The sequence below is a fragment of the Aeromonas sp. CD genome, from assembly GCF_033349375.1.
Taxonomy (GTDB): Bacteria; Pseudomonadota; Gammaproteobacteria; order Enterobacterales; family Aeromonadaceae; genus Aeromonas; species Aeromonas hydrophila.
The window spans coordinates 3020766-3042522 of record NZ_CP137631.1 but is presented as its reverse complement, the minus strand read 5'-3'; the positions used below and the strand labels follow the sequence as shown (position 1 = coordinate 3042522).

Below are 21757 nucleotides of genomic sequence, written 5' to 3'. Positions count from 1 at the left end.
CACTTCTGGCCAGCGTAGTAACAGCCAGTGGGTCTTTTGAAGATGCATGTGACTGAGCAGCATCGGGCAGGCAGTGTCGGCATGGCGTCAAGCTTCGGCTTGGCTCCGTTTTTGCGCGCACGCTGGTTGCGCTGGTCACTCTGGTTGCTGTTGGTTTCGCTGCCTTTGCTGCTTTCTGCCAGCCAGCCTCTTACCCCCGAAGATCTCAAACTGGTACAGCGGGCACAGGAAACGTACGGTGTCAGAGCCGGCAAACGGGTCACTACTTGGCGCACGCTGGTCATGCAGAATCGTGCCGCCGGTCTGACAGACCGTCAGAAACTGGAGAAGGTAAACCAGTTTTTTAACCAGATGCGTTTTATCGACGACATCAAGTTGTGGCGCAAAAAAGACTATTGGGCGACCCCGTTGGAATTTTTAGGCGCAGCGGGTGGTGATTGTGAAGACTTCAGCATTTCAAAGTACTTTACCCTGCTGGAATTGGGGGTGCCGGATGAAAAAATGCGGATGGTCTATGTCAAGGCATTGGATTACAACCAGTTTCATATGGTGGTTGCTTACTATGACACGCCATCCTCAGTTCCTGTGATTTTGGATAACTTGATTGGGTCGATCCGGCCAGCCAGCCAGCGCCGGGATCTGATGCCGATATACAGCTTTAACGGTAGTCACTTGTGGTTGATGAAGGCGCGTGGTCAAGGGGAACTGGCTGGACAGTCCTCACGCCTGGGATTATGGAATGATTTACGCAATCGCATGACTTCGGGGCGATTGGCTCAGCCTGTGTTGAATTTGGATGATTAACCTATGACGCTCTACAGACAATTACTGGCCACCATGTTGATCCTGTTCGGGTTGTTGTTTGCAGCCACCTATTGGGTGCAATTCAACTCGACTCGTACCTACCTGGCGCAGCAACAGGAAACCACTGTCATCAACACCGCCACATCTCTGGGATTGGCGTTGACACCTTATCTAGAAAATGGTGACAAGGTGGGGGCTGAATCCGTCATCCAAGCGATATTTGATGGGGGGTATTATCGCTTGGTCCGTCTGGACTTGTTGGCTTCCAAGGATGTCATTGAGCAGGAAAATACCAACAATATTCAGGGAGTGCCGCAGTGGTTCATTAATTTGGGCCTGTTTCCGGAAGTATCCAACGAATCGATTCTGACCTCTGGCTGGCTGCAACTGGGCAAATTAAAGGTTGTTGGTCACCCCGGGCAAGCCTACTACGAGCTGTGGCGTGGTATGAGCGAACTGGCGAGCTGGTTTCTGATAGGTTTTCTCATCACCACCATTTTGTTGATGCGTGCGCTCAACTATTTGCTCAAGCCGCTCAAGCAGATCTGCGAGCAGGCGGTGGAGATCGAGCTGCATCACTTTGGCCATGCCATTCCTGAACCCAAGACCCATGAATTGAAACAGGTGGTACAAGCCATCAATACGCTTTCCAGCAAGCTGGCCCTGCAGTTCAAGGAACAGGCTGATGAGGCTGAAAAATTGCGGGAGCGGGTTTATGTGGACGCCGTATCCGGCTTGGGCAACCGGGCTTATTTCGTGGGTCAGGTAAACGCATGGATTGCCGAGGCGGGACAAGGCGGCGTCATGCTGGTCGCTGTCGATATGCTGGATGACCTGTACCGTGAGGAGGGGTTTGCTGCTCGTGACAACATGGTCAAGTCGATAGCACAGGCTCTGAAAGAGCAGTTGAAAGGCTGGGATGGGTCGGCACTGGCGCGGATTTCGGCCACGGAATATGCCTTGCTGTGCCCTACCGATGATCTGGCCCAGCTGAAAGATTTGGCGGAGGTGATCAACGGTCGCATTGCCGACCTGGTTGTGAATCCCATGGGTGAGGGCGGTGCACTCTCCGTTATCGGTATTGCAGGCAGGGATGGCAATGACGATTTGTCAGCGTTGCTGACCAAGGCCGACAACGCCTTGGGCAAAGCGCGTAATGAACGTCGTGGCGCAGTAGTCATGGAGGGCGGTGTTGATCAAGGGTTGATGGGTCGTCTGGCTTGGCGCGATCTGGTACAAGATGCCATCGCTCGGCACTTGTGGCGCTTCAAGGCGCAACCTGCCTGCAGATTTGATAACGGTGTTCGTTTGCATGCCGAATTGTTTGCCTCTATTTCTCGTGATGGCACCGATTATTTTGCCGGTCAATTCTTGCCGGCCATCGAACAGTTCAAATTGGGTGGTGAATTCGATCAGGCGATACTTGAAGCTTCTATTCCATTGCTCCAGCAACAGGCGGACCTGGTCTTGGCGGTCAATATTACCGCTGGCTCGCTGTGTTCCGATGAGTTCAGAGCGTGGTTGACCGGCTATCTGGCGGATCATGCCGAGCTGCAAGATCGGCTGCTGTTTGAAATCCCGGAAGCCGCCATCATGAAGCATAAAGATCATGTCACCGCCTTGGTGAAGGCCTTGCAAGAACATGGATTCCAGTGGGGGGTGGATCATTATGGACGTCACTTCCAGTCACTGGGATATCTGGAGGAGCTGGCTCCAGCCTATGTCAAGGTCGACCATGGTTATACCAGTCAGGTGATGGAGCCGGGAGCGGATACCTCCTTCCTGGCAGCAGTGTGCCGCGCGGCTCACAATGCAGGAGTAACAACCATTGCGACCCGGGTTGAAGATCAACATCAGGTTGAGTTGCTGGCCAAATTGCATATCGATGGTTATCAGGGTTTTGTTCATCCCGCATTCCCACTGGCTTGAACGTTATCAAATTAAAAGGGGCCCATAAGGGCCCTTTTTTTATTCTAAAGATGAATAAGAATAGGTATTTTTAGGGCACCTCCCTGTTTGAGATTCGCTTGAGGCACTGTCAAGTGATTGATTTGACATTATAAAAAAGACCCTTCGATTTAATACATTGCATTCCCCCAAGACGGAACAAATCCAATACATTTTTGCAACGGATGCGAAGCGTATCGACATCTATGGTGTAGACATCGAGATCTGTCACGTTGGAGCAAAGGATATGCGCACTCAAATCATCGACAAAACGGTTGTGGTTTCTTCCATTGAAGGCAATGTTCAAATCGTGCTGGCTGATGGAAGCAGCCGCCCATTGCAAAAAGGCGAGATCCTCCAGCCAGGAGCCAAGCTCAATATTGCAGATGACGCCAAACTGGTATTGGCTCCCTATGACGATTCTCCTGCATCCGCCACTCCAGATGCCGCAGCCCCTGATGCTCCGGTACCGGGACAGCCACAAGCTCCAGATGCAGGAAGTGCGACCTCTCCTGATATTGCCGCATTGCAACAATCGATCTTGCAAGGGATTGACCCGACGCAGAACTTTGAAGCCTCTGCTGCCGGTGGGGCACCTGCCGCCGGTGGTGGTGGTGGGATCGGTGGAGTGGCCGGTGCCAGTGGTAATGGTGGCTTTGTCACCATTGACCGTATTGGTGATGCAACCATTGCTGCCGCAGGCTTTGACACCACATATCAGACAGAGCCGGTTGTAGAGACACAACAAGTAGTAGAGCCCTTGCTGGTCAATGAACTGACGGATCAGGGTGAACAGCTGGTTGTTGCGGAAGACGATGTATTGAATGGCAATTTGCTGGACAACACGGTCAATACCGATGGGCCGTCAGCTGCGTCGGTTCTGCTCTTCAGCTGGGGAGGCAACGTCAATGTGGCTGTCGGAACCAGTGTGACAATCGACGGGATCGGTACGCTTGTCGTCAATGGTGATGGCAGCTTCACATTCACCCCGGCTCCCAACTACGACGGTGCTGTTCCCCCAGTGCAATACACAGTGACTGATGGGGAATCTACAGTTGATTCCATTCTCGTCATAAATGTAACTCCATCCGGAGATATCGACTTCAACGCCGAGGCGCTGAATGCGGTAGGCAACGAGGCGGATGCCACAGTGCAGGTGCTGCTGACCAACACGGTGAGCATCAGCGACAGTGATGGGTCGGAGAGCTGGACCAGCTTGGTATACACCTTCAACAGCTTGCCGGCGGGAACCACGGCGGTGGGCGGTACTCTGGTGGGTAACATCCTGACAGTGAACGTGGTGGCGGGGGCATTGCCGCCGGCGTTCGGGCTGGTGTTCCCGGCGGACTATTCAACGGCCGGGGTGTTGGGCAGTGCGAACAACACCGGTGCGCCCATCAGTTACACCGTGGTGGCGGCCACCAATGAAGGCACGGCCAACAGCAGTGGCACGGTCACTATCGGAGTGGAAGGGGATATCAGTGTCAGCGCTACCAGCTTGGTGCTGGATGAAACGGATGCACCGGTGGCGGTATCGCTGGCGGGGCAGCTGAGTGTCAATGCGACCGACGCGGATGGTTCGGAGCAGGTGACCGACGTGACGGTGACACTGAGTGGGGTGCCGGCAGGAGCAGTGATGGGGGCAGGCTGGGTGGCTGGCGCGGTGGCGGGCAGTTACAGCTGGAGCGGTGCGAGCACAGCGGGTGTGCCGGGCTTTAGCTTGCCAGCGGACTGGAGTGGGGTGGTGAATGGCAATGTGGCAGGGACCACGGACGAGGGGGGCACGGCCAATCAGAACTTCACTGTGACCCTCAATGCTAGCCATGACATCGACTTCAACGCCGAGGCGCTGAATGCGGTAGGCAACGAGGCGGATGCCACAGTGCAGGTGCTGTTGACCAACACGGTGAGCATCAGCGACAGTGATGGGTCGGAGAGCTGGACCAGCTTGGTATACACCTTCAACAGCTTGCCGGCGGGAACCACGGCGGTGGGCGGTACTCTGGTGGGTAACATCCTGACAGTGAACGTGGTGGCGGGGGCATTGCCGCCGGCGTTCGGGCTGGTGTTCCCGGCGGACTATTCAACGGCCGGGGTGTTGGGCAGTGCGAACAACACCGGTGCGCCCATCAGTTACACCGTGGTGGCGGCCACCAATGAAGGCACGGCCAACAGCAGTGGCACGGTCACTATCGGAGTGGAAGGGGATATCAGTGTCAGCGCTACCAGCTTGGTGCTGGATGAAACGGATGCACCGGTGGCGGTATCGCTGGCGGGGCAGCTGAGTGTCAATGCGACCGACGCGGATGGTTCGGAGCAGGTGACCGACGTGACGGTGACACTGAGTGGGGTGCCGGCAGGAGCAGTGATGGGGGCAGGCTGGGTGGCTGGCGCGGTGGCGGGTAGTTACAGCTGGAGCGGTGCGAGCACAGCGGGTGTGCCGGGCTTTAGCTTGCCAGCGGACTGGAGTGGGGTGGTGAATGGCAATGTGGCAGGGACCACGGACGAGGGGGGCACGGCCAATCAGAACTTCACTGTGACCCTCAATGCTAGCCATGACATCGACTTCAACGCCGAGGCGCTGAATGCGGTAGGCAACGAGGCGGATGCCACAGTGCAGGTGCTGTTGACCAACACGGTGAGCATCAGCGACAGTGATGGGTCGGAGAGCTGGACCAGCTTGGTATACACCTTCAACAGCTTGCCGGCGGGAACCACGGCGGTGGGCGGTACTCTGGTGGGTAACATCCTGACAGTGAACGTGGTGGCGGGGGCATTGCCGCCGGCGTTCGGGCTGGTGTTCCCGGCGGACTATTCAACGGCCGGGGTGTTGGGCAGTGCGAACAACACCGGTGCGCCCATCAGTTACACCGTGGTGGCGGCCACCAATGAAGGCACGGCCAACAGCAGTGGCACGGTCACTATCGGAGTGGAAGGGGATATCAGTGTCAGCGCTACCAGCTTGGTGCTGGATGAAACGGATGCACCGGTGGCGGTATCGCTGGCGGGGCAGCTGAGTGTCAATGCGACCGACGCGGATGGTTCGGAGCAGGTGACCGACGTGACGGTGACACTGAGTGGGGTGCCGGCAGGAGCAGTGATGGGGGCAGGCTGGGTGGCTGGCGCGGTGGCGGGCAGTTACAGCTGGAGCGGTGCGAGCACAGCGGGTGTGCCGGGCTTTAGCTTGCCAGCGGACTGGAGTGGGGTGGTGAATGGCAATGTGGCAGGGACCACGGACGAGGGGGGCACGGCCAATCAGAACTTCACTGTGACCCTCAATGCTAGCCATGACATCGACTTCAACGCCGAGGCGCTGAATGCGGTAGGCAACGAGGCGGATGCCACAGTGCAGGTGCTGTTGACCAACACGGTGAGCATCAGCGACAGTGATGGGTCGGAGAGCTGGACCAGCTTGGTATACACCTTCAACAGCTTGCCGGCGGGAACCACGGCGGTGGGCGGTACTCTGGTGGGTAACATCCTGACAGTGAACGTGGTGGCGGGGGCATTGCCGCCGGCGTTCGGGCTGGTGTTCCCGGCGGACTATTCAACGGCCGGGGTGTTGGGCAGTGCGAACAACACCGGTGCGCCCATCAGTTACACCGTGGTGGCGGCCACCAATGAAGGCACGGCCAACAGCAGTGGCACGGTCACTATCGGAGTGGAAGGGGATATCAGTGTCAGCGCTACCAGCTTGGTGCTGGATGAAACGGATGCACCGGTGGCGGTATCGCTGGCGGGGCAGCTGAGTGTCAATGCGACCGACGCGGATGGTTCGGAGCAGGTGACCGACGTGACGGTGACACTGAGTGGGGTGCCGGCAGGAGCAGTGATGGGGGCAGGCTGGGTGGCTGGCGCGGTGGCGGGTAGTTACAGCTGGAGCGGTGCGAGCACAGCGGGTGTGCCGGGCTTTAGCTTGCCAGCGGACTGGAGTGGGGTGGTGAATGGCAATGTGGCAGGGACCACGGACGAGGGGGGCACGGCCAATCAGAACTTCACTGTGACCCTCAATGCTAGCCATGACATCGACTTCAACGCCGAGGCGCTGAATGCGGTAGGCAACGAGGCGGATGCCACAGTGCAGGTGCTGTTGACCAACACGGTGAGCATCAGCGACAGTGATGGGTCGGAGAGCTGGACCAGCTTGGTATACACCTTCAACAGCTTGCCGGCGGGAACCACGGCGGTGGGCGGTACTCTGGTGGGTAACATCCTGACAGTGAACGTGGTGGCGGGGGCATTGCCGCCGGCGTTCGGGCTGGTGTTCCCGGCGGACTATTCAACGGCCGGGGTGTTGGGCAGTGCGAACAACACCGGTGCGCCCATCAGTTACACCGTGGTGGCGGCCACCAATGAAGGCACGGCCAACAGCAGTGGCACGGTCACTATCGGAGTGGAAGGGGATATCAGTGTCAGCGCTACCAGCTTGGTGCTGGATGAAACGGATGCACCGGTGGCGGTATCGCTGGCGGGGCAGCTGAGTGTCAATGCGACCGACGCGGATGGTTCGGAGCAGGTGACCGACGTGACGGTGACACTGAGTGGGGTGCCGGCAGGAGCAGTGATGGGGGCAGGCTGGGTGGCTGGCGCGGTGGCGGGTAGTTACAGCTGGAGCGGTGCGAGCACAGCGGGTGTGCCGGGCTTTAGCTTGCCAGCGGACTGGAGTGGGGTGGTGAATGGCAATGTGGCAGGGACCACGGACGAGGGGGGCACGGCCAATCAGAACTTCACTGTGACCCTCAATGCTAGCCATGACATCGACTTCAACGCCGAGGCGCTGAATGCGGTAGGCAACGAGGCGGATGCCACAGTGCAGGTGCTGTTGACCAACACGGTGAGCATCAGCGACAGTGATGGGTCGGAGAGCTGGACCAGCTTGGTATACACCTTCAACAGCTTGCCGGCGGGAACCACGGCGGTGGGCGGTACTCTGGTGGGTAACATCCTGACAGTGAACGTGGTGGCGGGGGCATTGCCGCCGGCGTTCGGGCTGGTGTTCCCGGCGGACTATTCAACGGCCGGGGTGTTGGGCAGTGCGAACAACACCGGTGCGCCCATCAGTTACACCGTGGTGGCGGCCACCAATGAAGGCACGGCCAACAGCAGTGGCACGGTCACTATCGGAGTGGAAGGGGATATCAGTGTCAGCGCTACCAGCTTGGTGCTGGATGAAACGGATGCACCGGTGGCGGTATCGCTGGCGGGGCAGCTGAGTGTCAATGCGACCGACGCGGATGGTTCGGAGCAGGTGACCGACGTGACGGTGACACTGAGTGGGGTGCCGGCAGGAGCAGTGATGGGGGCAGGCTGGGTGGCTGGCGCGGTGGCGGGCAGTTACAGCTGGAGCGGTGCGAGCACAGCGGGTGTGCCGGGCTTTAGCTTGCCAGCGGACTGGAGTGGGGTGGTGAATGGCAATGTGGCAGGGACCACGGACGAGGGGGGCACGGCCAATCAGAACTTCACTGTGACCCTCAATGCTAGCCATGACATCGACTTCAACGCCGAGGCGCTGAATGCGGTAGGCAACGAGGCGGATGCCACAGTGCAGGTGCTGTTGACCAACACGGTGAGCATCAGCGACAGTGATGGGTCGGAGAGCTGGACCAGCTTGGTATACACCTTCAACAGCTTGCCGGCGGGAACCACGGCGGTGGGCGGTACTCTGGTGGGTAACATCCTGACAGTGAACGTGGTGGCGGGGGCATTGCCGCCGGCGTTCGGGCTGGTGTTCCCGGCGGACTATTCAACGGCCGGGGTGTTGGGCAGTGCGAACAACACCGGTGCGCCCATCAGTTACACCGTGGTGGCGGCCACCAATGAAGGCACGGCCAACAGCAGTGGCACGGTCACTATCGGAGTGGAAGGGGATATCAGTGTCAGCGCTACCAGCTTGGTGCTGGATGAAACGGATGCACCGGTGGCGGTATCGCTGGCGGGGCAGCTGAGTGTCAATGCGACCGACGCGGATGGTTCGGAGCAGGTGACCGACGTGACGGTGACACTGAGTGGGGTGCCGGCAGGAGCAGTGATGGGGGCAGGCTGGGTGGCTGGCGCGGTGGCGGGTAGTTACAGCTGGAGCGGTGCGAGCACAGCGGGTGTGCCGGGCTTTAGCTTGCCAGCGGACTGGAGTGGGGTGGTGAATGGCAATGTGGCAGGGACCACGGACGAGGGGGGCACGGCCAATCAGAACTTCACTGTGACCCTCAATGCTAGCCATGACATCGACTTCAACGCCGAGGCGCTGAATGCGGTAGGCAACGAGGCGGATGCCACAGTGCAGGTGCTGTTGACCAACACGGTGAGCATCAGCGACAGTGATGGGTCGGAGAGCTGGACCAGCTTGGTATACACCTTCAACAGCTTGCCGGCGGGAACCACGGCGGTGGGCGGTACTCTGGTGGGTAACATCCTGACAGTGAACGTGGTGGCGGGGGCATTGCCGCCGGCGTTCGGGCTGGTGTTCCCGGCGGACTATTCAACGGCCGGGGTGTTGGGCAGTGCGAACAACACCGGTGCGCCCATCAGTTACACCGTGGTGGCGGCCACCAATGAAGGCACGGCCAACAGCAGTGGCACGGTCACTATCGGAGTGGAAGGGGATATCAGTGTCAGCGCTACCAGCTTGGTGCTGGATGAAACGGATGCACCGGTGGCGGTATCGCTGGCGGGGCAGCTGAGTGTCAATGCGACCGACGCGGATGGTTCGGAGCAGGTGACCGACGTGACGGTGACACTGAGTGGGGTGCCGGCAGGAGCAGTGATGGGGGCAGGCTGGGTGGCTGGCGCGGTGGCGGGCAGTTACAGCTGGAGCGGTGCGAGCGCAGCGGGTGTGCCGGGCTTTAGCTTGCCAGCGGACTGGAGTGGGGTGGTGAATGGCAATGTGGCAGGGACCACGGACGAGGGGGGCACGGCCAATCAGAACTTCACTGTGACAGTCAATACGGCCAACGATGCACCTATGTTGACCGTTTCGGATCTGCGTATATCTGAAGAGGGGTTATTTGGCGCCAATCCGGATAATTCACCTAATCCGGGCGATACCACTGACAGCGCATCAGCCAATGCCACGGCAGGTGTAACGGATATCGACAGCAGTGTCTTTACCTTTACTCTCTCCGCACCATCTAGCTTGAGCTCTGGCGGGGAGTCTGTTGTGTGGAGCGGTATAGGTTCTGCGATCTTGGTTGGTTCTGCGGGTGGTAATCCAATTATACAGGTATCGGTGAATTCGATGGGAAAATACACGGTTGACCTACTGGGCCCCATTGATCATGAGTTTGGAGATAATCAGGAAGGAGTGAGAGCATTTACCTTCAACTTGTCGGCCAGCGACGGTGACTTGAGTGATACTAAGCAGGTCAATGTGATTATTGAAGATGATATACCAGTGATTACCGGTATTGAAAGTCTTGAGGTAGTGAATGTTGCCGCCATCACAACCGGTGGGCTATCTGGCATCTCTTTTGGTGCCGATGGGCCTCTGGCTACTGGTGGATTGAAATTAACAGGATGGCCGGATTTGGCGGGGATCACCGAGACCTTATCCATAGATGGCAAGACTCTGGTAGCTACCATAGATGGCAGCGGGCAACCACCAGAAGTCTTCTATACCCTGACACTCAATGATGACAATACTTATAGCTTTGAACTTGTCACCCCTCAGCCAACGCAAACTTTCTCTATTGGATCTCAGTTCGGTGCCGGTGGGCCTGTCGAGACTATCGGGGTGACGGCTGGCGGGATTGGAGTCCTGTTTGATGGCTTGCTGTTCAATGGCAGTGTGAACAACCCTCAAAATCTGCCGAGCAGTGATGCGGATGATCTTAACCCGAATAATAACGGCTTTGGGATCAAGAATGGTAACCTAGACAATAACGAAGGGTTCAAGGTATCCGCTACGACGGCCGTTGATGGGCTCTCTTTCAACGTGTATGGGGTCGGCAATACCAATACCAGCACCATACAATGGGTGGCTTATGCTGCCGATGGTGTGACAGTCGTCGACACAGGTGAACTCACCCTGTCTGGACTCAAAGGATCGATGCAGCTGGCCAGCATAGAACCGGATGGTGAGTTCAGCCAGCTCAACGTACGATTTGTGCTAGATGGTAATGATTCGGTGCGCATCGAGAACTTTGGGGTGATAGACAAGATCACTCCCCCCGATATTGATCTCGATTTCAGCGCTACCTTGACGGATGGGGATGGCGATCAGGCCAGCACCAACTTCACTGTATCGGTCAAAAGCAATGAGCCCCCTATTGCCTCAAATATTCTGGTGGTTGGCAGCAATATGTCGGATACCCCTGACAGTATGGGAACGGCTACTATTGGGGATGACCACAAAGTGCCCAATTCGGATGGAAGTGTAGATGGTGTTGTGGCAAGTGGTGCAGGTCACGATATTTTGGTGGGAGATGTGGGTGGCACCACCACCAAGTTTATACCCGGCCAGAGCTACAATATAGCCCTCTTGGTCGACGTCTCTGGCAGTATGGATGGGGACCGCATGAATATGCTTAAGTCATCCCTGACTCATCTGGCTAATCAGCTCAAAGATCATGATGGCGAGATCAATATTACCCTGATCAGTTTTGCCACCAATGCCAGTGAACTCGTGACCATTGTGGGCCTGGATGATAGTAATGTAATCAACCTGACCGATGCCATTGATGCCCTGGTTGCCAATGGAGGGACCAATTATGAGGCTGCCTTCAATCAGGCAGTGCAGTGGTTCAACAACGGCAGTCAGGCAGAGCCCGATTATGAAAACCTGACCTTCTTCGTAACAGATGGCAATCCAACCTACTACATCAACGACAGCAATCAGGTTGCCGGCCCGGGTGATAGTACTAACTACATAGTAATCAAGGAGTCTATAGATGCGTTTGAATCACTGAGCAGCATCAGCCAGGTCAATTCCATCGGGGTGACTAGCAGTGTCAATCAGGAACTACTCAAGTTCTTTGACAATACAACGGAAACCGGCTCGCAGTTCTACTCTGCTGGTAGTTTCCTTGATCTGGCTACCTTTGGTTCTGGAGGTAGTGGTATCAATGCGGCTGCCGGGTGGGTACGTAGCGGTGATCAACAGGGAACGCATATAGTTACCGACGGTTACTTGCGGATTCGTGAGGATCGCACGAGCTCCGATACGGATCGGACTGTGCTGGCGCTGGCTGTGGCAAATGCCATCCAGATTTCTGCCGCACAAGCCGGGGCAAGTTTGCAATTCCAGTATGCATTGAGTTCTGTCAATGCGAGCGACAGCTTCACCTGGAAATTGGTGAAACTAGATGGCGGCGTCTGGGATCTGACCAATCCCCTGCAAAGCGGTACCGTCACGGGTATCAGTAATTCCGGTACCACCTCTTACAGCACTATTACCACCGATGGGTTGGCGGTTGGGCAATACGGGTTTGTGTTCGAATTGCTCGACAGTTCCAATTCTCGGACGGCTGAAGTACGGATAGACAATATAGGAATTGAGCAGGGTTTTAACGCTCCGATAGGGGAGGCCCAGATTGTGACCAGTGCCGAGCAGTTGACGGCGGCGCTGACCGAGGGGGATCAGATCACTGTGCTGCTGGGGGCCGGCAATGATGTGGTGGAAGGAGGCGCAGGCAATGACATTCTGTTTGGTGATGCGCTCAATACTGATGCGTTGTCCACTCAGCTTGGACTGAGTCTACCTGCGGGTTCCGGTTGGCTGGTCTTTGAAACGTTGGAGTCCGACCATGGCTGGACGCGAGCACAGACGGTGGATTACATCCGAACCCATCTCACTGAACTGAGCGAGGAGAGTGGTCGTAGTGGTGGTAATGACACTCTGGATGGAGGCAGTGGCAATGACATCCTCTTCGGTCAGGAAGGAAGCGACCTCCTTGATGGAGGGGATGGGGATGATTACCTGTATGGTGGATCAGGAAATGACACTCTGATTAGTGGTGCTGGTAGCGACACCTTGATTGGCGGGCTTGGAGATGACATTCTGATCGGTGGTCTGGGTAGCGATACCATGACCGGTGGCGCGGGCAGTGATACCTTCAAGTGGCTTGCTGGCGATGCGGATGGCAGTACCGACAACATTACTGATTTCACGTTGGGTAATCCGACCAGCGGTGGTGATGTACTGGATCTGTCGGATCTGCTGGTTGGTGTTCCCTCGGCAGCCAACAACAACGATCTGGCGACGGCACTGGACAACTACTTGAAGTTTGATACTGCGACCAACAAGCTGACCATTGATACAAATGGGCTTACCAGTGGTGGTTCACAGTTGACGGTACAGTTCCAGGGCAGCCTGGATCTGGATCACAGCGGTGGGCTGACGACCAACCACGACATCATCAAGCAACTGCTGGATGACGGCAACCTCAAGGTTGATCCGTAACCAGCCAAGGGGGCCGGGTAATACCTGGCCCCTGTTTTTTGACTGAGGGGGCGGCTAAGATAGCGGCAGTACAGGAGAGGGTCACCATGCAGTCATTTAATTGGGTTGATATCGATGGCATTCGCTATAGCTGGGACGGGCAGGGCAGCATTACCTGTACCGGCCAGTTTGGCTATCATGCCACGATGGCGGGTGATCGGATTGATGCGCTGGATCTGGAGAGCGATGATGGCGAGGTTGCTGGTTCACTGAATGTGGACTTTGCGGCGGCTACTATCTCATTCACGCCAGCCGTCGATGCAGCGCCACCCCACATGATGGTGTTGGTCGGTCATGAACAGGGGCAGCAGGAGTATACGTTGCAGAGTTTGAGCGATGTATGCCTGCAGGATCTGCTCGGCCACTCCGACAACATCGACTGTGCCCCCCTGGTGACTACCACGATGACAGAGCCGGTAGCTCCGCTGGCCGGACATGTTCTGTCGTGGGACTCCTTCCATTTTGATGATGATGTGCTGCTGGGTTCCCGCAGCGCCACGCCACTGGCTGCAGCTCATCAGGGGCTGCCGGGTGGCGAGATCAGCATCAATATCGATATGACCAATCAGGTGCTGGATCAGATCCCGCCGTTGCACGATATATGAATCCCATTCGACGACGGGCATAATGACCTCACTCCAATAGATTGAGGTCTTTTTTTATGTGGCGTCCCCTGCTTACCCTGTCTGCCCTGGTTATCAGTGCCCCCCTGTTTGCCCTTGAAGTGCCGCAAGCCCCCCATCTGGTGGTGAGCGGTTATGCCGAGCAAAAAGCCGAGCCCGACATGCTGACGCTGAATGTCTCCGTGACGGCGCTGGAAAAACAGGGCATCAAGGCCAAGCAGCAGGTGGATGGCAAGGTTGCCGCCTTCTTTGGCCAGCTGGAAGGGCTGGGCATCAAGCGCAGCGACGTTGAGGCGGGCAATCTGGTGATCTCTCCGGAATACCAGTATCCGCAGAACAAGAAGCCGGAACTGGTGGGCTACCGTGCCCAGCGCCAGCTTGCGGTCAAACTCTATCAACTCGACAAGCTGAGCGAGCTGATGGACACCGCACTCAAGGCAGGGCTGGAATCCGTGTCCCAGATTGAGTACGGGCTCAAGGCGCCGCAAACCATCAAGGAGCAGGCGCGCCTCGGAGCGGTTGAAGATGCCAAAACCAAGGCTGAGTCTCTGGCCAAGGCGTTTGGCATGAAACTCGGCAAGGTTTACAGCGTCGAGTACCGCAACAATAGCCCCATGCCGATCTACAGTCGGGCCCTCAAGGCTGCCGCCATGGCACCTGCCGCCGACATGATGGAAAACAGCTACCAACAACAGCAGATCACCATCACGGACAACGTGGAAGCCGTCTTCCTGCTGGAATAATCCTGCAGTTTTCTACCTGCCTTTCTGCAACAAGCCCGAGCGCTCAGTCTCGGGCTTGTTGTTTTTAGACGCGCAAGGATGCTTGCCAAAGAGAGAGGGCTGGCGATGGCCGCTTGCTGAGCTCGTGCTCACAGGGTCATGGTGGACTGAAGAGGGGAGGCGGGTGGTGCCTGCTTGCAGGGGAATATCCGGGTAGAAAAAAGCCGGTCAGTGACCGGCTTTTGAGGGGCGATGAGGCTGCTGCCATCAGCCCAGGTTGGCCGCGACGCGAGCCTGGCGCTTCTGCTTGAATTGATAGCCGATGGCCAGCACGATGATCCAGACCGGGATGAGCAGTACCGAGATCTGGATGCCCGGGGTCAGGTACATGATGACCAGGATGCCGGCCATGAAGGCGAGGCAGAGGTAATTGCCGAACGGATACCAGAACGCCTTGAACTTGGGAACCACGCCTTCGGCCTGCTTGCTCTTGCGAAACTTCAGGTGCGCGAGGCTTATCATGGCCCAGTTGATGACCAGGGCGGAGACCACCAGTGCCATCAACAGCTCGAACGCCTTGCCCGGCATCAGGTAGTTGATGAGTACGCACAGCAGGGTTGCCGCGGCGGAGACGGAGATGGCCACCACCGGCACCCCGCTCTTGTTGGTCTTGAGCAGGCTGCGCGGGCCGTTGCCCTGTTTGGCCAGACCAAACAGCATGCGGCTGTTGCAGTAGACACAGCTGTTGTAAACCGACAGGGCCGCGGTCAGTACCACCATGTTGAGCACGGTGGCCACCAGATTGCTGTCCAGTGCGTGGAAGATCATGACGAAGGGACTGCCACCTTCCACCACCTTGCCCCAGGGGTAGAGGGACATCAGCACGGCCAGGGCGCCGATGTAGAAGATGAGGATCCGGTAGATCACCTGATTGGTGGCCTTGGGAATGCTCTTCTCGGGATTGTCGGCTTCGGCAGCCGTGATGCCGACCAGCTCGAGCCCGCCGAACGAGAACATGATCACCGCCATCGCCATCACCAGACCGCTGATGCCGTTGGGGAAGAAACCGCCCTGGGCCCACAGGTTGCTGACGCTGGCGTCCGGGCCGCCGTTGCCGCTGGCCAGCAGGTAGCCGCCAAAGCCGATCATGCCGATGATGGCCACCACCTTGATGATGGCGAACCAGAATTCCATCTCGCCAAACGCCTTGACGTTGGAGAGGTTGATGGCGTTGATCAACACGAAGAAGAAGGCCGCCGACATCCAGGTCGGGATCTCGGACCACCAGTACTGGACATAAATACCCACCGCGGTCAGCTCGGCCATGCTCACCAGCACGTAGAGCACCCAGTAGTTCCAGCCGGAGGCAAAGCCGGCGAAGTCACCCCAGTATTTGTAGGCGAAGTGGCTGAAGGAGCCGGCTACCGGCTCTTCCACCACCATCTCGCCCAGCTGGCGCATGATCAGGAAGGCGATAAAACCACCGATGGCATAGCCAAGCAGCACAGAGGGGCCCGCCATCTTGATGGTCTGGGCAATGCCGAGAAACAGGCCGGTGCCGATGGCGCCGCCCAGTGCGATGAGCTGGATATGGCGGTTTTTCAAACCGCGTTTCAGCTCCTCGCCGTTTTGTTGAAGATCCATTCTTCCTTCCTTACGTCTTCTGAAGTCATTCGTCTGTCATCTCGTCCGTCGGGTCACTCCATGTGACCGTGCACGGCAAAGCGTGCCTGAAGCGTGACGAAATCCGTATTTATTTCGTTACAGTGAGTCGCTTTCTGTTTTTTATGGCGACTACCAACGGAAGCAGAATAGTGATAATCCATCGCGGATGCACCTGTTTTCCTCATCATTCGCTGGTTTTTTCGGCGAAAGGCAGGTTTTTAGAGAGCGGTGAAGCTGGTGGGGAAGTGGTTGGTTGCATTGTGAGCAATTGAGTGCGGTTTGGTTGACTCTGTCGGCAATTCCTGTTTTATGAAGCCTCGTTTGCAACAAGGATGCACTTCATGCAACGTATTATTGGCAGTTTGCTGGCCGTCGCGCTGTGGCTCACCGTGTGGCTTTCGCCCCTGTTGCTGACCATGGCGGCGGGGTGTCTGCTGGTGTGGGCCGTACAGGGTGATGATTATCTGGTGATGCACTTGCGGACGGTCTTGTTGATCGCCGGTGCCATCGGCCTGCTACCGGCCCTCTGGCTGACCGAGCGGGTACGCCGGCGTCACGGTGTGCTCAACTTCTACGCCATGCTGATGAACAACAAAGAGCTGAACCGCCCGGGCTCCCAGCCCCGCTAAGGTCCAGTCGACAAGCGCCGGATACGGTTGTATCCGGCGCTTTTTTATTGGCGTTTGCCGTGTCGTCAGCTTGCCAGCGGGCAGGCTTCTCAATAAAGCTGACGGCGCAGGCCGGTGGCCTCGAGGATCTTGGCGCTGATCTCCTCCACTGAGTGGGAACTGGTGTCGAGGAAGCGGATCGCCTCCTGGCGAAACAGCCGCTCGACGCAGGCCAGCTCCTGTTCGCACTGCTCCAGCGAGGAGTAGCGGCTGTTGGCGCGGCGCTGGTTGCGGATTTCGTGCAGCCGCTGGGGGGCGATGGTGAGGCCGAACAGCTTGTGGCGATTGGCCTTGAGGGCAGCCGGCAGATCCAGGACTCCCATGTCCTGCTCGATGAAGGGGTAGTTGGCGGCGCGAATGCCGAACTGCAGCGCCAGATAGAGGCTGGTCGGCGTCTTGCCGCAGCGGGAGACCCCGATCAGGATGATGTCGGCCTCCTCATACTCCTTGGTGGTGATGCCATCGTCGTTGGCCAGCGCGAAGTTGACTGCCTCGATGCGATCGTCATAGAGCTTGCGGTTCTCCATGCCGTGGGTGCGGTGCAGCCTGGGTTCGGCCTTCACCCCGAGCTCGTGTTCCAGCGGGCTGACGAAGGTGTTGAGAAAGTCGTGGCTGCTGGCCTGGGCCTTGAGCACCTCCTCGCGCACCTGATGATCGACGATGGTGTGGAACAAAATGGGGCGTACCCCGGTCTGGCGGAACTGCTCGTCGATGCGCATCCGTACCTGGCGTGCCTTCTCCAGGGTTTCGACAAAGGGGATGGTGATCTGCTCGAAGGCCAGCGGAAACTGGCTCAACACGGCGTGGCCGAACACTTCGGCGGTGATGGCGGTGCCGTCTGAAACATAAAATACGGTGTGCACTGGGGGCTCCTGTGAGGGGGTCGGCGAGCTGGCAAGCAAGAAGTATCTCTCGAAACCATATCGTTTTTGTCAACCGGTCTGCCGTGCCCAAGTTGTGAAGTGGCTTGCAAACCTGAGTCGTTACCTTTTTGTGTTGGCATTGTAGAATGTCTGTGTCATTCGACCATCCCCAAATCTTGCTCGGGGATTTTTTTGACAATAAGTAGAAAACGTTTTCATGGTCGTTGGCAACAGTAGAAACAGACAATAACGCACATAAACTGGCGCACAAGGTGCCATGGCGGCACAGTGCCCACCAACCTGGAGACATGCAAGTGCAACAGTACGTACTCTGGTACGAGCAACTCGGAATGCAGGACGTAGAACGAGTTGGCGGCAAAAATGCATCCCTTGGCGAGATGATCAGCAACCTCTCTGGTGCCGGCGTGTCGGTGCCGGGCGGGTTTGCCACCACCGCCTTTGCGTTTAACGAGTTTCTGGAGTCAAGCGGCCTCAACGGCAAGATCCACGACCTGCTCGACAGCCTGGATGTGGACGACATCGCCGCCCTCAACCGGGCCGGCCAGCAGATCCGTGACTGGGTGATCGAAGCCCCGTTCCAGAGCGCGCTGGAACAGGCGATCCGGGTTGCCTACGACAAGCTCAGCGGTGGGCTTGACGCATCCTTTGCGGTGCGCTCCTCCGCCACTGCCGAGGACATGCCGGATGCCTCCTTTGCCGGCCAGCAGGAGACCTTCCTCAACGTGCGCGGCATCGACGCCGTCATGATTGCCGTCAAGCATGTGTTTGCTTCACTGTTCAACGATCGCGCCATCTCCTATCGGGTGCATCAGGGCTATGACCACAAGGGCGTCGCCCTGTCGGCCGGGATCCAGCGCATGGTGCGCTCGGATCTCGCCGCCTCCGGCGTCATGTTCACCCTGGATACCGAGTCGGGTTTCAACGACGTGGTGTTCATCACCGGCGCCCAGGGACTTGGCGAGATGGTGGTACAGGGTGCGGTCAACCCCGACGAGTTCTACGTGCACAAACCGACCCTCAAGGCAGGACGCCCGGCGGTGGTGCGCAAGACTCTCGGCTCCAAGCTCATCAAGATGACCTATTCCGGCGATGCCAGCCACGGCCGCCAGGTGCAGATCGTCGACACCAGCGAGGCTGAGCGCAGCCGCTTCTGCATCACGGATGCCGAGGTGATGGAGCTGGCCAAGCAGGCCCTCATCATCGAGCAGCACTATGGCCGGCCGATGGACATCGAGTGGGCCAAGGACGGGCAGGATGGCAAGCTCTACATCGTGCAGGCTCGCCCGGAAACTGTGCGCAGCCGCCAGGAGGCCAACACCCTCGAGCGCTTCGCCCTCAAGCAAGCGGGCAAGGTGCTGATCGAGGGGCGCGCCATCGGCCACAAGATCGGGGCGGGCCCGGCGCGGGTCATCTCCTCCATCAGCCAGATGGACGAAGTGCAGCCCGGCGACGTGCTGGTCACCGACATGACCGACCCGGACTGGGAGCCCATCATGAAGCGGGCCTCCGCCATCGTCACCAACCGGGGTGGGCGCACCTGTCACGCCGCCATCATCGCTCGCGAACTGGGCATTCCGGCGGTGGTGGGTTGCGGTGATGCCACCAAGCGTATTGAACCGGGTCAACTCATTACCGTCTCCTGTGCGGAAGGGGATACCGGTTTCATCTACGACGGCGAACTCGACTTCGACGTGGCGGTGACCGAGGTGGGCAACATGCCGCGCCTGCCCATCAAGATCATGATGAACGTCGGCAACCCGGACAGGGCATTCGACTTCGCCCAGCTGCCGAATGCCGGCGTCGGGCTGGCCCGCCTCGAGTTCATCATCAACCGGATGATCGGGGTGCACCCCAAGGCGCTGCTAGAGTTCGACCAGCAGAGCCCCGAGCTCAAGGCCACCATCGGCAAGATGATTGCCGGCTACGAGAGCCCGCGTGAGTTCTACGTCGCCAAGCTGACTGAGGGCATCGCCACCCTGGCCGCCGCCTTTTGGCCGGAGCGGGTGATCGTGCGAATGTCGGACTTCAAGTCCAACGAGTACGCCAACCTGGTGGGCGGCCGTGGTTATGAGCCTCACGAAGAGAACCCGATGATCGGTTTCCGCGGTGCGTCGCGCTACATCGCCGACAGCTTCCGCCCCTGTTTTGCCCTCGAGTGCGAGGCGATCAAGCGGGTGCGTGATGTCATGGGGCTGACCAACGTCGAGGTGATGATCCCCTTCGTGCGCACCGTAGGCGAGGCAGAGCAGGTGATCGACATCCTGGCCGAGAACGGTCTGCGCCGTGGCGAGCGGGGGCTCAAGGTGATCATGATGTGCGAGATCCCGAGCAACGCTCTCCTGGCAGACAAGTTCCTCGAGCACGTGGACGGCTTCTCCATCGGATCCAACGACATGACCCAGCTGACGCTCGGACTTGATAGGGACTCGGGGCTTATCGCCCACCTGTTCGACGAGCGCAACGAGGCGGTCAAGGCGCTGCTGGCGATGGCCATTGCCGCCGCCCGCAAGGCGGGCAAGTACGTGGGGATCTGCGGCCAGGGGCCATCCGATCACCCGGACTTCGCCGCCTGGCTGGTCGAGCAGGGCATCGACTCGGTGTCCCTCAACCCGGATACCGTGGTCGACACCTGGCTCTATCTGGCCGAGCAGCACAAGGCGAACTGACGCAGGCTGCACACCCCCCCACCAAAATGGCGCCCACGGGCGCCATTTTTCATGGCTGAACCTGACGCTACTGGTCCGATATGGCGGCCACATCTGCCCAAAATGGCGCGCTGGCGCGTGCTTTTACACTCCGTTACATCTGCTCGCTTTGCAACCGCCCCATAATGGTCCCGCCAGCCCGCCGCACGGGGTGGCAGGCCTACCGTCAGTGGCGGGCCGGGGGATCACGAGCAGTTTCCTGTCAGCACGGAGGCCAGGACGGCAGATGTCACAGAGCGTATCAAATCAGGTGATCAGACGAATGCTGGGAGCCTGCCAGCAGCAGGGGGGCGATCCCGATGCCATCCTGATGGCGGGCGGCCTCACGTCGTTCGACATCGAGCGGGAGCAGGGCCGGCTGCCGGCCCACAGCCACTACCGGATGCTGCAACTGATGCAGCCCTATCTGGCCAGTTTTCACGAAACCATTCTCTCCTACGACATCGGCCAGCTCTACCAGCACTATCCACCCCTCATCAGCCTGTGTCTGAACCAGCCCTCGCCGCGGGCGGCGCTCGAGGTGCTGTTGGCCTATCGCCCCATCATCGGCAGTTGTGACGAGCTGCGGGTACGGCGGGGGACGCAGGCCAGCCAATACCTGTATGTCAATCAGGGGCCTGCCAGCCTGGGGGCGAGTCAAGCCATCCCCAACTTCATCATGCTCTACCGGATTTTGCGGGTCTATCTGGCGGATCCCCGGGTCTTGGTGGGCTTCACGGGGCGGCCGCCACCGCGCCATCAGCTGCTGGATCACTTCTTCGCCACCCGTTGCCGCTGGGAGCAGGGGGAAAACACCCTGACCATCGACAATGCCCAACTCGACTGCCCAAGCCACTGCTACAACGAGCCGCTGGGTCATCTGCAACAGGTTCAGCTGGCACAGATCTGTGCCGACATCGCCGAGCGGGCTCCCTTTGCCTATCTGGTGGGGGAGCGGATCCGCCACAAGATCCGGGAAGGAGAGCTGGAGAGCGACGAGAGCCTGCTCAAGGAGGTGTGCGCGGCCATGAATGTCAGCCGCTGGACCCTCAATCGCAAATTGCAGGGGGAGGGGAGCAGCTTCTCGACCCTGCTCAGGGAAGCGAGGGTGAGCGAAGCCTGCCGCTTGCTGGGCGAGGGGGATCAACCGCTGCAGAACATCAGCGATCGGGTCGGCTTCTCGTCCCAGAGTGCCTTCAACCGCTTCTTCAAGGCCAACACCCGGATGACGCCGCTGGCCTATCGCAACGCCCGCCAATAACAACGGGACCGGCGCAAGGCCGGTCCCGTGGTCGGGTCATTGTTGGGCAATGTTCGGGCAAGGCCGG

10 protein-coding genes are annotated in these 21757 nt (G+C 58.5%); 8 read left to right on the top strand and 2 right to left on the bottom strand.

Annotated features, from left to right (window positions below; all coding sequences use genetic code 11):
* The first annotated feature begins 81 nt into the window (after positions 1-81).
* The 5 genes from R2E40_RS14025 to R2E40_RS14005 all read left to right on the top strand — a co-directional run bounded on the left by R2E40_RS14025 (position 82) and on the right by R2E40_RS14005 (position 14549).
* Positions 82-804 (top strand): transglutaminase-like cysteine peptidase, encoded by a 723-nt coding sequence (locus R2E40_RS14025; RefSeq protein ID WP_024945793.1) that lies wholly within the window; start codon positions 82-84, stop codon positions 802-804.
* A 3-nt stretch (positions 805-807) separates the two neighbouring features.
* Positions 808-2733: an EAL domain-containing protein gene (locus R2E40_RS14020; protein WP_065476902.1), complete on the top strand. Its 1926-nt coding sequence runs from the start codon at positions 808-810 to the stop codon at positions 2731-2733.
* A 157-nt stretch (positions 2734-2890) separates the two neighbouring features.
* Positions 2891-13144: a retention module-containing protein gene (locus R2E40_RS14015; RefSeq protein ID WP_318163656.1), complete on the top strand. Its 10254-nt coding sequence runs from the start codon at positions 2891-2893 to the stop codon at positions 13142-13144.
* An 86-nt stretch (positions 13145-13230) separates the two neighbouring features.
* Positions 13231-13788: a hypothetical protein gene (locus R2E40_RS14010; RefSeq protein ID WP_039213295.1), complete on the top strand. Its 558-nt coding sequence runs from the start codon at positions 13231-13233 to the stop codon at positions 13786-13788.
* Positions 13789-13844: 56 nt separating this feature from the next.
* Positions 13845-14549, top strand: a complete 705-nt coding sequence (locus R2E40_RS14005) for an SIMPL domain-containing protein (protein WP_029300114.1) — start codon at positions 13845-13847, stop codon at positions 14547-14549.
* A 246-nt stretch (positions 14550-14795) separates the two neighbouring features.
* On the opposite strand, the gene R2E40_RS14000 is transcribed toward R2E40_RS14005, so the two are convergent.
* Positions 14796-16172: an amino acid permease gene (locus R2E40_RS14000; RefSeq protein ID WP_318163655.1), complete on the bottom strand. Its 1377-nt coding sequence runs from the start codon at positions 16170-16172 to the stop codon at positions 14796-14798.
* Between the two features lie 362 nt (positions 16173-16534).
* Between R2E40_RS14000 and R2E40_RS13995 the strand changes: the two genes are divergently transcribed.
* A complete protein-coding gene (locus R2E40_RS13995) occupies positions 16535-16822 on the top strand; it encodes a hypothetical protein (RefSeq protein WP_010633583.1) in 288 nt (95 codons plus the stop codon).
* A gap of 89 nt (positions 16823-16911) precedes the next feature.
* On the opposite strand, the gene R2E40_RS13990 is transcribed toward R2E40_RS13995, so the two are convergent.
* A complete protein-coding gene (locus tag R2E40_RS13990) occupies positions 16912-17724 on the bottom strand; it encodes a pyruvate, water dikinase regulatory protein (protein ID WP_005302533.1) in 813 nt (270 codons plus the stop codon).
* Positions 17725-18032: 308 nt separating this feature from the next.
* Here R2E40_RS13990 and ppsA point away from each other — a divergent pair, with 308 nt between their 5' ends.
* Both ppsA and R2E40_RS13980 read left to right on the top strand, forming a co-directional pair.
* Complete coding sequence (gene ppsA, locus R2E40_RS13985; protein ID WP_318163654.1) at positions 18033-20411, top strand: phosphoenolpyruvate synthase; 2379 nt, start codon at positions 18033-18035, stop codon at positions 20409-20411.
* Between the two features lie 301 nt (positions 20412-20712).
* On the top strand, positions 20713-21690 hold the full coding sequence (locus R2E40_RS13980; protein WP_318165559.1) for an AraC family transcriptional regulator: 978 nt from the start codon (positions 20713-20715) through the stop codon (positions 21688-21690).
* Positions 21691-21757: the final 67 nt, after the last annotated feature.

Bases quoted from the DNA above. Each gene is read 5' to 3' on its own strand.
- ppsA (WP_318163654.1), top strand. From the start codon at position 18,033: ATGCAAGTGCAACAGTACGTACTCTGGTACGAGCAACTCGGAATGCAG.
- R2E40_RS13980 (WP_318165559.1), top strand. From the start codon at position 20,713: ATGCTGGGAGCCTGCCAGCAGCAGGGGGGCGATCCCGATGCCATCCTG.
- R2E40_RS14000 (WP_318163655.1), bottom strand. From the start codon at position 16,172: ATGGATCTTCAACAAAACGGCGAGGAGCTGAAACGCGGTTTGAAAAAC.
- R2E40_RS14025 (WP_024945793.1), top strand. From the start codon at position 82: ATGGCGTCAAGCTTCGGCTTGGCTCCGTTTTTGCGCGCACGCTGGTTG.
- R2E40_RS14010 (WP_039213295.1), top strand. From the start codon at position 13,231: ATGCAGTCATTTAATTGGGTTGATATCGATGGCATTCGCTATAGCTGG.
- R2E40_RS14005 (WP_029300114.1), top strand. From the start codon at position 13,845: ATGTGGCGTCCCCTGCTTACCCTGTCTGCCCTGGTTATCAGTGCCCCC.
- R2E40_RS13995 (WP_010633583.1), top strand. From the start codon at position 16,535: ATGCAACGTATTATTGGCAGTTTGCTGGCCGTCGCGCTGTGGCTCACC.
- R2E40_RS14020 (WP_065476902.1), top strand. From the start codon at position 808: ATGACGCTCTACAGACAATTACTGGCCACCATGTTGATCCTGTTCGGG.